General features: G+C 62.3%; 16 protein-coding genes. 10 read left to right on the top strand and 6 right to left on the bottom strand.

The features are described from left to right. The first annotated feature begins 147 nt into the window (after nucleotides 1-147). Nucleotides 148-489: a hypothetical protein gene (locus tag NUH87_RS10950; RefSeq protein ID WP_040064901.1), complete on the top strand. Its 342-nt coding sequence runs from the start codon at nucleotides 148-150 to the stop codon at nucleotides 487-489. Here NUH87_RS10950 and NUH87_RS10945 read toward each other — a convergent pair. The 3 genes from NUH87_RS10945 to NUH87_RS10935 form a co-directional block, all read right to left on the bottom strand. Continuing rightward, nucleotides 459-1,688 carry an aminotransferase class V-fold PLP-dependent enzyme gene (locus NUH87_RS10945; protein ID WP_338525955.1) on the bottom strand — a complete coding sequence of 410 codons (1,230 nt, stop codon included), beginning with the start codon at nucleotides 1,686-1,688 and terminating at the stop codon, nucleotides 459-461. The genes NUH87_RS10950 and NUH87_RS10945 overlap by 31 nt on opposite strands. Beyond that, nucleotides 1,685-2,155 carry a RidA family protein gene (locus NUH87_RS10940; RefSeq protein ID WP_338525954.1) on the bottom strand — a complete coding sequence of 157 codons (471 nt, stop codon included), beginning with the start codon at nucleotides 2,153-2,155 and terminating at the stop codon, nucleotides 1,685-1,687. Before NUH87_RS10940 ends, NUH87_RS10945 begins: the two co-directional genes overlap by 4 nt. Nucleotides 2,156-2,243: 88 nt before the next feature. Further along, nucleotides 2,244-3,122 (bottom strand): LysR substrate-binding domain-containing protein, encoded by an 879-nt coding sequence (locus tag NUH87_RS10935; RefSeq protein WP_338525953.1) that lies wholly within the window; start codon nucleotides 3,120-3,122, stop codon nucleotides 2,244-2,246. A 189-nt stretch (nucleotides 3,123-3,311) separates the two neighbouring features. Here NUH87_RS10935 and NUH87_RS10930 point away from each other — a divergent pair, with 189 nt between their 5' ends. Both NUH87_RS10930 and ccoM read left to right on the top strand, forming a co-directional pair. Then, nucleotides 3,312-3,473 (top strand): hypothetical protein, encoded by a 162-nt coding sequence (locus NUH87_RS10930; protein WP_017906116.1) that lies wholly within the window; start codon nucleotides 3,312-3,314, stop codon nucleotides 3,471-3,473. A gap of 144 nt (nucleotides 3,474-3,617) precedes the next feature. Beyond that, complete coding sequence (ccoM, locus tag NUH87_RS10925; RefSeq protein WP_040064905.1) at nucleotides 3,618-3,734, top strand: cytochrome c oxidase subunit CcoM; 117 nt, start codon at nucleotides 3,618-3,620, stop codon at nucleotides 3,732-3,734. 167 nt (nucleotides 3,735-3,901) lie between these two features. Here ccoM and NUH87_RS10920 read toward each other — a convergent pair whose 3' ends face one another. Continuing rightward, nucleotides 3,902-5,377: an inorganic phosphate transporter gene (locus NUH87_RS10920; RefSeq protein WP_338525952.1), complete on the bottom strand. Its 1,476-nt coding sequence runs from the start codon at nucleotides 5,375-5,377 to the stop codon at nucleotides 3,902-3,904. A 215-nt stretch (nucleotides 5,378-5,592) separates the two neighbouring features. Next, entirely contained in the window at nucleotides 5,593-5,793 is a 201-nt protein-coding gene (locus tag NUH87_RS10915; RefSeq protein WP_040064907.1) for a hypothetical protein, read from the bottom strand. A gap of 618 nt (nucleotides 5,794-6,411) precedes the next feature. Between NUH87_RS10915 and pcaR the strand changes: the two genes are divergently transcribed. From pcaR to NUH87_RS10880, 7 genes are all read left to right on the top strand, one after another. Then, a complete protein-coding gene (pcaR, locus tag NUH87_RS10910) occupies nucleotides 6,412-7,254 on the top strand; it encodes a pca regulon transcriptional regulator PcaR (RefSeq protein ID WP_040064908.1) in 843 nt (280 codons plus the stop codon). A gap of 179 nt (nucleotides 7,255-7,433) precedes the next feature. After that, nucleotides 7,434-8,291, top strand: coding sequence for a CoA transferase subunit A (locus NUH87_RS10905; RefSeq protein ID WP_040064909.1), 858 nt, complete (start codon nucleotides 7,434-7,436; stop codon nucleotides 8,289-8,291). Continuing rightward, entirely contained in the window at nucleotides 8,288-9,070 is a 783-nt protein-coding gene (locus NUH87_RS10900) for a CoA-transferase subunit beta (protein ID WP_209437138.1), read from the top strand. Before NUH87_RS10905 ends, NUH87_RS10900 begins: the two co-directional genes overlap by 4 nt. Next, nucleotides 9,067-10,272 carry a 3-oxoadipyl-CoA thiolase gene (gene pcaF, locus NUH87_RS10895; protein ID WP_338526787.1) on the top strand — a complete coding sequence of 402 codons (1,206 nt, stop codon included), beginning with the start codon at nucleotides 9,067-9,069 and terminating at the stop codon, nucleotides 10,270-10,272. The genes NUH87_RS10900 and pcaF overlap by 4 nt, the downstream gene beginning before the upstream one ends. Before the next feature lie 128 nt (nucleotides 10,273-10,400). Beyond that, a complete protein-coding gene (locus NUH87_RS10890) occupies nucleotides 10,401-11,696 on the top strand; it encodes an MFS family transporter (RefSeq protein WP_338525951.1) in 1,296 nt (431 codons plus the stop codon). 83 nt (nucleotides 11,697-11,779) lie between these two features. Then, nucleotides 11,780-12,574: a 3-oxoadipate enol-lactonase gene (pcaD, locus tag NUH87_RS10885; RefSeq protein ID WP_338525950.1), complete on the top strand. Its 795-nt coding sequence runs from the start codon at nucleotides 11,780-11,782 to the stop codon at nucleotides 12,572-12,574. Nucleotides 12,575-12,703: 129 nt separating this feature from the next. Then, on the top strand, nucleotides 12,704-13,603 hold the full coding sequence (locus NUH87_RS10880) for a polysaccharide deacetylase family protein (RefSeq protein WP_338525949.1): 900 nt from the start codon (nucleotides 12,704-12,706) through the stop codon (nucleotides 13,601-13,603). 12 nt (nucleotides 13,604-13,615) lie between these two features. On the opposite strand, the gene NUH87_RS10875 is transcribed toward NUH87_RS10880, so the two are convergent. Then, nucleotides 13,616-14,878 (bottom strand): OprD family porin, encoded by a 1,263-nt coding sequence (locus NUH87_RS10875; protein WP_338525948.1) that lies wholly within the window; start codon nucleotides 14,876-14,878, stop codon nucleotides 13,616-13,618. Nucleotides 14,879-15,022 lie beyond the last annotated feature (144 nt).

Here is a 15,022-nt window from a genome sequence, read left to right as displayed (position 1 = left end):
CCAGCCCTGTAGAGGCGAGACCTGGGGAAAAGGGTAGCTCATCGGGATGTCGGGCACCTTTGTGTGTCTATCCGGTCACACTTTGAGTCTCCCGCGCTCAAGTCGCCGGACGCGCCGCCGACAGCCTGATGACAGGAGAAAACCACCATGCTGCCACCGATACTGCCCCTGAGTGTCGTACCGGTTACATCCCAGACGGATCCGATTCGACAGCGACCGGATATCCCGCCCGTGGTGCCGGTCCAGGAAAGCTCCAATGAAAGTACCATCGACCTGCAAAAACGTAACCCGGAAGAGTCCGGCCGGCTGCTGCGCGAGGAGCAGCGGCGCAAGCAGGAACAGCAGCAACGTCGGCGCGAGGCCGATGACGACCCGGAGCTGCACCTGGCCGTCCCGGGCCATGAGTTGAATGCCGACAACACCGTGCCCGTGGTGGCGCTGATGGAAGATCAGCCGCGTCAGGGGCTGTTGGTGGATGTCGAAGTCTGACGACCCTCGTTGGCCAGCGCCCGCAGGGCGTTGAGCAGGGTGTCGATTTCCTCCCCGGTATTGAGATGGCTGACAGCGATCCTCGCAATGGCCGGCAGGTCCCGGGCTTGCATGTCCAGTGGCGTATAAGCCGTGCCATTGGCCCCCAGGTTGATGCCGCTTTCGGCCAGCCGCTGTTTCAGTGCAAAAGCGTCCCAACCCTCCAGCGTGAACGCGATCAGCCCTGATTGTTGCCCGGGCAGGCCCAGGTCGCGCAGTTCAAGGCCGTTGATCTGCCCAAGCGCCTGACGCAGTGTCTGGCTCAACAGCTGGATGCGCCGATGAATGCGCTCGATGCCCAGCTCTACGGCCTCTTTCAACGCATTCGCCAGTCCGGCCAGCAGCGCCAGGGAAACTTCGCTGGTTTCAAAGCGTCGGGCATCGGCCCGCGGCGTGAAGGCGTGACCGTCCCAGGGCGCCGAGAGCACATCCAGCTGGGCTGGCCTGAGTTGCGGCATGAAGCCCGGGCGTACATACAGCAGCGCGGTGCCCCGAGGTCCGCGCAGGAACTTGCGCGCGGCGCCCTTGAGCACATCGCAACCCAAGGCTTGGACATCGCAGGGCATCTGCCCCAAGGCCTGTCCGGCATCGATGAAGTAGGCGATGCCATGACGCCGCGCCACTGCGCCGATGGCCTGGGCCGGGTTGATCAGGCCGCCGTTGGCCGGTAGCCAGGTCAGGGCGATCAGCCGCACGCGGGAATCGATCATCCGCTCCAGGGCGGGCACCGACACCGCGCCGTTCTCGTTACAGGGAATCACCTCGAGCCGGGCACCGGACTGGACGGCTTGGGTCATGCAGGCCAGGTTGCCGCCCCATTCATGCCGCCCCACCAGGATCCGGTCGCCCGGTTGCCAGCCGCCCAGGGCGCTGAATGCCATGCCCCAGGCCGCCGAACCGCTGCTGGTGAAGGCGATGGCGGCGCTGTCGGTGCCCAGCAGTCGTGCCGCCCACTGGCGAGCCTCTTCCTGCAGTCTGGCGCCTTCGACACCGGCCTCCATCGGGCCCATGGTTGCTTCGCGCAGCAGCTGGGTGGTGATGGCGTCCAGCGTGGCCTGGCTGGGCAGGGAAGCGCCGGCGTGATTGAAGTGGATCACCCGGGCGCAGCCGGGGGTGGCGGCACGCAGATGGACGATCTCGTCAGCCAGTGTGTCGCTCATGGGCGCAGCTCGAAAATCGCGTCGATCTCCACCGCAACACCACTGGGCAAGCTGGCGACACCGACGGCGGTACGCGCATGGCGACCCTTGTCGCCGAGGGCATTGACCAGCAGGTTGGACGCGCCGTTGGCTACCGCCCCCTGGCGCTGGAAGTCGGGGCTGCTGGCGACAAAGACCCCCAGCCGGACGATCCGCACCAGGCGTGACAGATCGTCGTCAAGGGCGTGGCCCAGTTGTGCCAGCAGGCCGAGCGCGGCGAGTTCCGCCGCCTGCGCGCCTTCTGCTTCGTCCAGGGTGTCGCCCAGGCGACCGATAAAGGCCGGTTTGCCGTCTTGCAGGGGAATCTGCCCGGAAATGAACAGCTGATGCTGGCTGATGACGTAGTTCACGTAGTTGGCGATCGGCTGGCCAGGCTGTGGCAGGCTCAGGCCCAGTTGGGCCACTCGGTCGGACAGGGAATGATTCATGGGCAAACCTCCGGGAAAGAGGCTTTAGCATGCTGGGCGGGCGGGGGGGCGACAAACGGATAGATTCAATCCGACGTATCCAGATAACTCATGTGTCAGCTGAGTTGCATTGCTCCAGCAACCACTCACGGAAACATTCGGCGGCGGGACTCAGTGCCGTGTTGGGCTTGACCAGCCAGTAGCCGATCTCGCTTTCATAGGCCGGCTGGTCGAAGGCATTCACCAGTACGCCCTCCTTGAGGCGTCGCTCGATCAGGCGCTGGCGGCCCATGGCGATGCCTTGTCCGGCGATGGCGGCTTCGACCACGATGTTGTAGTCGTGGAGCATGACGCAGGGGTAGCGCTGGACGTCGAGGTGATGATAGCGGGACCAATCGATCCATTCGAACGGTTGCGGTGCCTGTGACATGAGCAACGGCCCCTGCTCGACACCGTTGGCCTTGAAGGCTGGGCTGCACACCGGAAAGAGCCGTTCGCCCATCAGGCGCACGGCGTTGACATGGGGCCAGCCGCCTTTGCCATAGCGGATCGCCAGGTCCACCTCGGCGCCGGCCACATCGGCCAGTTGGACCGAGGGCTCCAGTTCGACCCGGATCTGTGGGTAACGACGGGTGAAGCCGGCCAGGCGTGGTGCCAGCCAGAGGGTGGCGAAGGAGGCGAGCAAACCGATGCGCAGTACCTGGTTTTGCCGGGGCTGGTTGAACCGTTGCGTCGCCTGGGCGATCTGCTCCAGTGCCGGGCGGATTTGCAGGTAGTACTGGCCGCCTTCTTCTGTGAGATCAATGGCGCGAGTGCGTCGGACAAATAGTCGTTGGCCCAGATGCTGTTCGAGTTTCTGCACCTGATGACTGATAGCGCTTTGACTGACGCACAGCTCATCGGCGGCCTTGATAAAACTCAGATGACGGGCCACGGCCTCGAAGGCGCGCAGGGCCATCAACGGCGGGAGATCCTGGTGCAGTGCCACTTCAGCTCTCCTTTGCATTCAATCGGGGTCAGGGATTGTGCTGGGAAATCGCGGGACTGCCCAGGCCTTGTTGAGCGGGAGGTCTGGATAACCGCCACACTTGCCCGCATTATTAAGCGGTAGCGTGTGTCGAAGGCTGCCCAGGGTGGTGCTTCGATGGAACTCGACTGATAGCGACGTAGTGTGACCATGAGCCAAGACGACAAGTTGATCGACCTTAATGCCGAACGGGCCAAGCGCGTCCATGATCTCAACGAAAAACGCTTGAACGAAGTTCGCCAGGCGTTCGAACAGGCCATGCCGTTGGGCAAGGGCAAGAAGAAACCGAAGAACAAACCGAAAAAGCGCTGATACCCCCGCTGATTCTTGATATGGATCAGTTATTCCCCTTCTCCCGCGCCCAGCCCTGGGCGGCATTGACCCTGGTCAATTTCCCACTGTGCCCGCTGGGCTAACTTAGCTCCATCGCAACAGGGCAAGTGCAGGAGGCCAGTCATGTTCTTCGATAACGTGGTGATCGCCGGAGTGCTGACGGTTGGCCTCATGGTGATGTTCTTCGCCGGTTTTGGAATTTTTATCTGGAAAGACTCACATAAACGGAAGAAACCGTAGAGCTTCCAGGGAACGAGCACGCAAGGCATTTTGGGCGACTTCGGTCGCCCTTTTTTTTGCTTTTTTTGTAGGAGCAGCCGGTCGACGGTATCCAGGCCGGTCATAGAATGAAATAAAAAAAGGTGCGGTCCCGATGGGAGCGCACCTTTTTTATTATCCGACCGGGGTCAGTTGCCGAGTATCTTCGTCGCCAACCAGAACAGGCCGGCGGACAAGCCGATGGTCATCGGCAGGGTCAGGACCCAGGCCAGCAGGATGGTCTTGATGGTGCTGCCTTGCAGGCCGCTTTTGCTGGCAAGCATGGTCCCGGCGACACCGGAGGACAACACGTGGGTGGTCGAGACGGGCAGGGCGACGATGTTCGCCAGGCCGATCAGACCGGCGGTGGTGATCTGTGCCGACATGCCCTGGGCATAGGTCATGCCCTGCTTGCCGATCTTCTCGCCGATGGTCAGTACCACACGCTTCCAGCCGATCATGGTGCCCAGGCCCAGGGCCAGTGCAACCGCCATGATCACCCAGAACGGCGCGTATTCGGTGGTGGCGGTCAGGTCCTTGCGCAGTTTTTCCAGGTCGGCCTTTTCACGGGAATCCAGGCCGGGCAACTTGCCGACTTTCTTCGCGGTGTCATCCAGGCACAACAGGTCGCGGCGCACTTCAATGCGTTTTTCCGCCGACAGCGAATGGTAGTCGGTCACGCCGGTGAGGTTGCTCATCAGGGCGTTGATGGTCGGCTCGGTCCGTTGCGGGTTGCAGCGGAATTTGCCCGGCATGTCGTCCGGCACGGTTTTACCCAGGGCGAGGAAGTCGCTCAGGGTGTCGTGGTTGCGCTGATAGAACTGGTTCAGGTGCAGGGTCGCGTCGCGGGTGCGTTCGATCTGGTAAGTCGTGGTGCTCAGGTCCAGGACGAACTGCGCCGGCACGATACCGATCAGCACCAGCATGATCAGGCCGATGCCTTTCTGGCCATCGTTGGAGCCGTGCACGAAGCTCACCGCCATGGCGGAGATCACCAGCACCATGCGGTTCCAGAACGGCGGGTGCTTCTTGTCGTCGATCTTGCGCCGTTGTTCCGGGGTCTTGTGCATCTTGGACAGCGGTCGCCACCATTTCAGGCCGACCAGCAGCAGGCCCGCCAGCACCAGGCCGGCAATCGGCGAGAAGACCAGCGAGGCGCCGATATCCACGGCTTTCTGCCAGTTCACCCCCTCGCTCACGGGAATCCCGGTGAGCAGGGCGTTGGCCAGGCCGACCCCGAGGATCGAGCCGATCAGGGTGTGGGAGCTGGAGGCCGGGATACCGAAGTACCAGGTGCCCAGGTTCCAGGCGATGGCCGCCGCGAGCAGGGAAAACACCATGGCCAGGCCATGTCCGGTGTTGACGTTGATCAGCAGTTCGACCGGCAGCAGGTGGACGATGGCATAGGCAACGCCCACCCCACCCATCAGCACGCCGAGGAAGTTGAACAGGCCGGAAAAGAACACTGCCAGTTCGGGCGGCATGGCTTTGGTGTAGATAACGGTGGCCACCGCGTTAGCGGTGTCATGAAAGCCGTTGATGAACTCGAAGCTGAGGACAAAGGCCAGGGCGAGCACCAGGCTCACAAGTACCCAGACATCCAGTCCGCTGAATAAATCGATCATGAAGGTTTTCTGACCCGGTCATAAGGGGGCGCGATTATGCCAGAAAACTTTCAAGTGAGGGCCTGCCTGATACCATTTGACCTGAGCGGGTGGTCAGGGCCGACGGTTGACACGCGGGTGGCGCAATTCTTGGCATCCGGCGGGCCTGGCGTTGTCCGGGTAGGAAAGGCCAGGCGGCGAAGGGCAGGGCCCGAAAAGGTTCAATAGCGATAAGCCTAGGGCTCCTCGGCCTTGAGTTCCTTTTCCATCTTTTGCAGTTCCTGGGTAAAAGCCTGGTCCAGAAGACTGGCGCGCTTGCGCCAGGGTTTGCGTTCTGGATCGGGTTGCGCGGCGTAGGTGGTGACTGCCCCGCCGTAAACATCCTTGTAACGTTGTTCCTGGCGCTCAAGTTCCGCGCGCAGTTCGTCTTTCGTCACAGTACTACCTAATTTGAGTTGGGTTATTGTGTTCCATTAAACGCAACCGCCCTGACGAGTCGTTCAATCCGGGGATTGAGCGCTGACAGTTGGAGCCACTGCCGGGCCGGACGGCCTTATGGTCGTACAGGGTATTATAGCGGTCGGTTTGACTCACACTATCGCGAAGATAGGGGAGTTCGTCAACTTTGTCGGTGAGTTTTGTGATGTAGGAATTTTTAACTGTAACTTGAGGACCGGCTAACAGCTGCCTGTTTTTTGACGACAGTTATCAATTCAAGTTGCACTGCAATAAGCCGGGTACTTGGAAATAGAATCCCGGTTCTGTTGCAGAACCGCGGTTCAACTTCCTGATCGCCCCTCGCTGAGGCTCGTCCAAGGGTAAAAAAACGGCCTCACTTCGTGGGTGAGGCCGGACCGAGGGAGCTCCCGGTGGGTACCTGACCAGTATCCCGGGAAGTCCACGACGGCGCGCCCAAGGTATAAGCTGCGGCGATCAGGGTCAATTGCGATTATCGGTCATTGGTTCGATAATCGAACCAAACCACGTTGCCCTGGCTTGTCTATCGGCCCGGGCTCGGCCTGTAATGGGCTTCCACCGCAGAGAAGGGATTTGCAATGAACGACCAACTGCGTGATGCCTTCGCTTCCGTGGCACCGCCCATCGTTGCCTCGCCGGCCAAGCGCATCCAGGCGTTTACCGGCGACCCCGACTTCATGACTTCGCTGGCCCGTGGCCTGGCGGTGGTGCAGGCGTTCCAGGAGCGCAAGCGGCATCTGACCATCGCGCAGATCAGCCACCGTACGGAAATTCCCCGTGCGGCCGTGCGACGTTGCCTGCATACCTTGATCAAGCTCGGCTACGCCACCACCGACGGGCGTACCTATTCGCTGTTGCCCAAGGTGCTGACCCTGGGGCATGCCTATCTGTCGTCCACGCCCCTGGCCGTATCGGCCCAGCCCTATCTCGACCGCATGAGCGAGCAACTGCACGAAGCCTGCAACATGGCGACCCTGGAGGGCGACGACATTCTGTACATCGCCCGTTCCGCCACCACCCAGCGCCTAATCTCGGTCGACCTGTCGGTGGGTGGCCGGTTGCCGGCCTATTGCACGTCCATGGGGCGAATCCTGTTGGCGGCGCTGGACGATGCCTCCTTGCGCGAGTACCTCGAGCACGCCGACCTGCACGCCAAGACCAGTCGGACCCTGCACACCCCCGAAGCCTTGCTCGACTGCTTGCAACAGGTGCGCCAGCAGGGTTGGTGCATTGTCGACCAGGAACTGGAGCAGGGCTTGCGCTCCATTGCCGTGCCGGTCTACGACGCCTCCGGGCAAGTGCTGGCGGCGCTGAACATCAGCACCCATGCCGGGCGTGTCAGTTGCGGCGAGCTGGAGCAGCGGTTCCTGCCGAGCTTGCTCAAGGCCAGTCGCGAGTTGAGTGCGCAGTTGTTTTCTTGATCCCAGGCGACGCATTGCTTGAGGAGTAAATCGGTAGCCTGCAAACAATTCGTTCGATTATCGAACGGTTAATCGATTATCGGATTGTTTGGCCGCCGACCCCCGGCTTAACCTGAGCTCATCACGGCGCTGAACCTCGCGCCTTCCCTCAGGCTTGTTGAAACCGGGAGTCTGCACCCATGGCTGAAATCCTTTCGCTGCATGAAGCGGTGAAGCAGTTCGTCAACGACGGCGATACCGTCGCGCTCGAAGGCTTCACCCATCTGATTCCGACTGCGGCGGGTCATGAAATCATTCGTCAGGGCAAGAAAGACCTGACGCTGGTCCGCATGACGCCCGATCTGATCTATGACCAGCTCATCGGTTCCGGTTGCGCCCGCAAACTGATTTTCTCCTGGGGCGGCAATCCGGGGGTGGGCTCGTTGCACCGCCTGCGCGACGCCGTCGAGAAACACTGGCCGCATCCGCTGGAAATCGAAGAGCACAGCCACGCCGACCTGGCCAATGCCTATGTGGCCGGTGCTTCCGGCTTGCCGTTCGCGGTACTGCGGGCCTATGCCGGTTCCGACCTGCCGAAGGTCAATCCGCTGATCAAGACGGTCACCTGCCCGTTCACCGGTGAAGTGCTGGCCGCCGTGCCCTCGGTACGCCCGGACGTCACCGTGATCCATGCCCAGAAAGCCGACCGCAAGGGCAACGTGCTGCTCTGGGGCATTCTCGGTGTGCAGAAGGAGGCGGCCCTGGCGGCCAAGCGCTGCATCGTCACTGTCGAGGAAATCGTCGACGACCTGCAGGCCCCGATGAACGCCTGTGTCTTGCCGACCTGGGCGCTGAGCGCCGTGTGTCATGTGCCCGGCGGCGCCCACCCGTCCTACGCCCATGGTTATACCGAGCGCGATAATCGTTTCTACCAGGCCTGGGACCCGATTGCCCGTGACCGCGCGACCTTTACCGCCTGGATCGCCGAGTATATCCATGGCACCGCGAACTTTGCCGAGTTCCAGAGCAAGCTGGCCCACGCCTCGGAGGCTGAATAATGACCTACACCACCAATGAAATGATGACGGTGGCCGCCGCCCGTCGACTGAAGAACGGTTCGGTCTGCTTCGTCGGCATCGGCCTGCCGTCCAAGGCCGCCAACCTCGCGCGCCTGACTTCTTCGCCGGACGTGGTGCTGATCTACGAGTCGGGTCCGATTGGCGCCAAGCCCAGTGTGCTGCCGCTGTCCATCGGTGACGGCGAGTTGGCGGAAACCGCCGACACCGTGGTCCCCACCGGCGAGATCTTCCGCTATTGGCTGCAAGGCGGGCGCATCGATGTCGGCTTTCTCGGCGCGGCCCAGGTCGACCGTTTCGGCAATATCAACACCACCGTGGTCGGCGACTATTTCTCACCCAAGGTCCGTCTGCCCGGTGCCGGTGGCGCGCCGGAAATCGCCGGCTCCGCGAAAAGCGTACTGATCATCCTCAAGCAGTCGTCGCGCTCCTTCGTCGACAAGCTGGACTTCATCACCTCCGTCGGTCACGGCGAAGGCGGCGATTCGCGCAAGCGCCTGGGCCTGCCGGGTGCCGGTCCCGTGGGGATCATCACCGACCTGTGCATCATGGAGCCGGAAGCGCAGAGCAACGAATTCATCGTCACCTCGCTGCATCCGGGCGTGACCCGCGAGCAAGTGATCGCCGCCACCGGCTGGGCCGTGCGTTTCGCCGAGCAGGTGGACAGCACCGCCGCGCCGACCGAACTTGAACTGAGCGCCCTGCGTGACCTCGAAGCCCGCACCGCCGCGGCCCATGGCCAAACCCCGGGAGAAGCCTGATGCGCGACGTCTTTATCTGTGACGCCATTCGTACTCCCATCGGTCGCTTCGGTGGCGGCCTGTCCACGGTGCGCGCCGATGACCTGGCGGCCGTGCCGATCAAGGCGCTGATGGAACGTAACCCGTCGGTGAACTGGAGCGAGGTCGATGAAGTGTTTCTCGGCTGCGCCAACCAGGCCGGCGAAGACAACCGCAACGTCGCCCGCATGGCGCTGTTGCTGGCGGGGCTGCCGGAAAGCATTCCAGGCGTGACCCTCAACCGTCTCTGCGCCTCGGGCATGGACGCGATCGGCACCGCGTTCCGCGCCATCGCCAGCGGCGAGATGGAACTGGCGATTGCCGGCGGCGTGGAGTCGATGTCCCGGGCGCCCTTCGTGATGGGCAAGGCTGACGCGGCGTTTTCCCGCAACATGAAACTGGAAGACACCACCATCGGCTGGCGCTTTATCAACCCGCTGATGAAGGCCCAATACGGTGTCGATGCGATGCCGCAGACCGGCGATAACGTGGCGGACGACTATCGAGTGTCCCGTGCCGACCAGGACGCGTTTGCCCTGCGCAGCCAGCAACGGACGGCGGTTGCTCAGGCCGCCGGTTTCTTCGATGAAGAAATCGTGCCGGTGCGTATCGCCCATAAGAAAGGCGAAACCGTGGTGGCGCAGGATGAACATCCACGGGCCGACACGACGCTGGAGGCCCTGGCCAAACTCAAGCCCGTCAATGGCGCGGACAAGACCGTCACCGCCGGCAATGCGTCCGGTGTCAACGATGGGGCCGCGGCGCTGATCCTGGCGTCTGCCGAGGCCGTGAAGAAACACGGCCTGACGCCGCGTGCCCGGGTGCTCGGCATGGCCAGCGCGGGTGTCGCGCCGCGGGTCATGGGGATCGGCCCGGTACCGGCGGTGCGCAAGTTGACCGAGCGCCTGGGGCTGGCCGTCAGTGACTTCGACGTCATCGAACTCAACGAAGCCTTCGCCAGCCAGGGCCTGGCGGTGCTGCGTGAGCTGGGCATTGCCGACGATGCGCCGCAGGTCAACCCGAACGGTGGGGCCATCGCCCTCGGTCATCCGTTGGGCATGAGCGGCGCCCGCCTGGTGCTGACGGCACTCCACCAGTTGGAGAAGACCGGCGGCAGCAAGGGCCTGGCGACCATGTGCGTCGGTGTTGGACAGGGGCTGGCGCTGGCGATTGAACGGATCTGAGATCCACAGGCAACAAAACAGGCGCCCGGATGACTGCCACGCACCGTCATTCGGGCGAATGTTCTTGCGAAACAGGCTCGTTGCAAAGTATGTCTAGACTGCAACTTACCTCCTTCGAGTGATGAAACATGACAACAACAACGATGCCGTACACCCCCGAAGAACGTAACAAGAGGATTTTTGCCATCGTCGGTGCCTCTTCCGGCAACCTGGTCGAATGGTTCGACTTCTACGTCTATGCCTTCTGCGCCATCTACTTCGCTCCGGCCTTCTTTCCCTCAGACAACCCCACGGTGCAGTTGGTCAACACCGCCGGGGTGTTCGCCGCCGGCTTCCTGATGCGGCCCATCGGCGGCTGGCTGTTCGGTCGCGTGGCCGACAAGCACGGGCGCAAGAACTCGATGATGATCTCGGTGCTGATGATGTGCGCCGGCTCCCTGGTCATCGCCTTCCTGCCCGGCTACGCGACCATCGGTGCCTGGGCGCCGATTCTGCTGTTGTTGGCGCGACTGTTCCAGGGCCTGTCGGTGGGTGGTGAATACGGCACCACCGCGACCTACATGAGCGAGGTGGCCCTGCGTGGCCAGCGCGGTTTCTTTGCCTCGTTCCAGTACGTGACCCTCATCGGTGGCCAGTTGCTGGCGGTGCTGGTACTGGTGATCATCCAGCAGTTCCTCACCGAACCTGAGATCAAGGCCTGGGGCTGGCGGATTCCGTTCGTGATCGGCGCCATCGCGGCGCTGATCTCGCTGTTTCTGCGTCGTGCCCTGAAGGAAACCACCAGCAAGGAAAACCGCGAGGACAAGGACGCCGGCAGCATGCGGGCGCTGTTCCGCGATCACAAGGCCGCCTTCATCACCGTGCTCGGCTATACCGCCGGCGGCTCGCTGATTTTCTACACCTTCACCACCTACATGCAGAAGTACCTGGTGAACACCTCCGGCATGACGGCCAAGACCGCCAGCTTCATCATGACCGCCGTGCTCTTCCTTTATATGTGCATGCAGCCGCTGTTCGGCATGCTCTCGGACAGGATCGGCCGGCGCAACTCGATGCTCTGGTTCGGCGCGTTGGGCGCCGTGTTCACGGTGCCGATCCTGCTGGCCCTGAAGACTGTCACCAGCCCGTTCCTGGCGTTCGTGCTGATCACCCTGGCCCTGGCGATCGTCAGTTTCTATACCTCCATCAGTGGCCTGGTCAAAGCCGAGATGTTCCCGGTCCAGGTACGGGCACTGGGCGTGGGCCTGGCCTACGCGGTGGCGAATGCGGTCTTCGGTGGTTCGGCGGAATACGTGGCCCTGAACCTGAAGTTGGCGGGGATGGAAAACGCCTTCTACTGGTATGTGACCGTGATGATGGTGGTCGCTTTCCTGTTCAGCCTGCGCCTGCCGAAGCAGGCAGCCTATCTGCACCACGATCATTGATCGGTTCGCGCGCCCTTTGCGGGCGCGCGTCACCCCTGTAACGACCGGACCCTACCGTTGGCTTTCATTTGAAGGAGATGAGCGTGGCTTTCGTACAACTTGCCGAAGGTGAACTGAATTACCAGCTGGAGGGCCCGCCCGGTGCGCCAGTCCTGGTGTTGTCCAACTCGCTGGGGACCGACCTGGGGATGTGGGACACCCAGATACCTGCGTTTGCCGAGCATTTTCGGGTCTTGCGCTACGACACCCGCGGCCATGGCCGCTCGCTGGTAACGCCCGGGCCCTACAGCATCGAGCAACTGGGACGTGACGTGCTGGCGTTGCTGGACGCGCTGCAGATCGAGCGCGCGCATTTCTGCGGCCTGTCCATGGGCGGCCTGATCGGCCAGTGGCTGGGGATCAACGCCGGCCACCGTTTGCAGCGGCTGATCGTCTGCAACACGGCGGCGAAGATCGGCGATCCGAGCATCTGGAATCCACGGATCGAGGCAGTGTCGACGGGCGGCCAGGCGGCGATGCTGGCCCTGCGCGACGGGGCGGTTTCACGCTGGTTCACCGCGGAATTCGCCCAGGCGCATCCGGATCGGGTCACGCCGATTACCGATATGCTTGCCGCCACGTCGCCCCAGGGCTATGCGGCCAACTGCTGTGCGGTGCGCGACGCGGATTTTCGCGATCAACTGGGGCAGATCCAAGTGCCGCTGCTGGTGATTTCCGGTACCGAGGATGCGGTGACGCCCCCTTCGGGCGGGATCTTTATCCAGGAGCACGTCGAGGGCGCCGAATACGCCGAGTTCCACGCCGCGCACCTGTCCAACGTGCAGGCCGGCGATGCGTTCAGCCAGCGGGTGCTGGCGTTTCTGTCCGCCGGGGCTTGAAAGGTGCCGAGCGAAATCTTTCTCTTTTAGATGAAAATTTCGCCGCAACCTGAACAGCTCCGGGTGTTTGTGCTCTGATGGAAGCAATGGCTGCCCTGCCATTGCTTTGATCTGGACCCGCCCAATCCCATGAAGTCGTTTGCCGCACTCTTGTCCGCCCTTGTGATCGCCGTAAGCCTGGCCGGTTGCATCGGTCCGCCGATGCCCTTGACCGCACAGACCGAACAGGCCCTGCGCTCGCAACCACCGATCCGTTTCCTGCTGACCTTCGATGACGGGCCCAGCGCCTCGAGCTTCTGGAACCCGACGGCGTCGGTGCTCGATGACCTGGCGCGCAACCCGATCCAGCCGGGGATCAAGGCCGTGTTCTTTGTCCAGACCCGTGCCACCCGGGCCGGCAACAGCGACATCGGTCGTGCCCTGATGCGGCGTGAGCATGCCGAGGGACATATCCTCGGCTTTCATACCGCGACCCCCGGGCATACCAATCACCGCTCGCTGAGTCCGGAGGAGCTGGAACAGTCGCTCACCGACGGTAGCGCGGATATTGCGGCGATCACCGGTGCGCCACCGACGATCCTGCGCCCGCCGTTCTGGAACTACGACAAGCGTACTTTCGCCGCCTACCAGCAGCATGGCCTGCACGTGTTGTTGACGGACCTGAGTGCCAATGACGGCAAGATCTGGGGCATTACCGCCAGCCCACAGCGTCGGGCCAACCTGCTCAAGCACCTGGCTGAGGTCCGCGAGCAGATTGCGCAGGGCAAGATGCCAGTGGTCGATGGGGTGATTCCGGTGGTGGTGACCTTCCACGACCTCAATCGCTACACCGCCCGGCATATGCAGGAGTATTTGCAGATCCTGATGGACTGTGCACGGGAGACCGGAGTGCGGACGGCCGAGCAACCGTTCTATACGGATCGCTCGGTCTTGTTGCGGGCCGTGATGGCCCGCACGGTTCAGGACAGTTCCGTGCCCGTGCGTTTGCCCGGGTTCTGGAACTGGTGGTGGAACAAGAATTCAGAGTAGGCCGAGGTAGGCCTACAGCAACGAAATCGGATAGCTGACGATCAGGCGGTTTTCGTCGAATTCGTTGCTGCTGAAGCTCTTGCGAATGCTGGAGTTGCGCCAGCGCACGTTGAGGTTCTTGAAGCTACCGCTTTGCACGGTGTAGCCCAGCTCGGACTCACGCCCCCACTCCTTGCCGTCGGTAATGGCCCCGGTGTGCACGTTGTCACCGCTGATATAGCGGTTCATCAGGGTCAACCCCGGAATGCCGAGGGCAGCGAAGTTGTAGTCATGGCGCAGCTGCCAGGACTTCTCCCGGGCGTTGTCGTAGCTGTTGTTGTAGCTGTCGTTGGCCAGGGTGCCGCCGCTGGTGCCGTTGACGCGCATCCAGACGCTGTTACCGGTGAGTTTCTGCAAACCGACATAGAAGGTGTTGCCACCGTACTTGGCCGAGAACAGCCCGGACAAGGTCTTGTTCTCCAGCTCGCCAGCGCGGGCGCTGCCGTCGTCCTTGCCGTAGAAGTAACCGAGGTTGGCGCCCAGGGTCCAGTCGCCCAGCGGTTGGCTGTGGACCAGGTTGACGTACTGTTGGCGGTAGATGTCCTTGAGCTGGGCATTCCACAGCCCGATCATCGTGCGCTTCTCGTTGAAGGTGTATTCGCCGCCCTCGAAGTTGAAACGGTCGGAGGTGATGCCTGGCTTACCGTTCATGAACATGTCGGTCATGCTCGAATCGTTGCGCGGGCTGTTCTTCTGGAACTGACCGCCGTAGAGGGTCAGGCCGTCGATTTCCTTCGAGGTGATCTGGCCGCCACGGAAGGTTTGCGGCAGCGAGCGACCGTCGTCCGAGCGCAGGATCGGCAGTACCGGCATCCATTCGCCGACCTTCAGTTCCGTGTTGGAAATCTTTGCCTTGAAGGCCACGTCCAGGCGTCCGAAATTGCTGGCCGGGCGCCCGTTGCCGTCCAGTGGCAGCAACTGGGTACCGCCGGTGCCTTTGCCGCCGTCGAGCTTTTCCGAGAAGGTACCCAGCACATCGGCGCCGAAGCCCACGGTGCCCTGGGTGAAACCGGATCGGGCATCGAGGATGAAGCTCTGTGTCCACTCCTGGGCCTTTGACTGAGGGAAGGCCGGGTTGGTGAAGTTGCGGTTGATGAAGAAGTTACGCAGGTTCAGGTTGGCTTGGGCGTCTTCCACAAAGCCATGTTCCTCGGCCATGGCCGGCAGGGTCGCGCTGGCCATGGCGATGGCCAGCAAGGTGCGGGAGGAAACGATGCTCGTGTTCAGTGGCTTCATGGATCGGTCTCTCTAGTTGTTAGGGATGAAGCAGGGCGTAGCCGCAACCAGGGGTGCAGACAAGGTGTTCGAACGGGGAACGGCGGGTGTGATCAGCCGGTGAGGGCGGAGTATCGAGACATGCAGATGAACCTGTTGTTGTTA

Source organism: Pseudomonas batumici (assembly GCF_036585405.1).
GTDB classification, from domain to species: Bacteria; Pseudomonadota; Gammaproteobacteria; order Pseudomonadales; family Pseudomonadaceae; genus Aquipseudomonas; species Aquipseudomonas batumici.
This window is presented reverse-complemented; position numbering and strand designations above follow the sequence as displayed.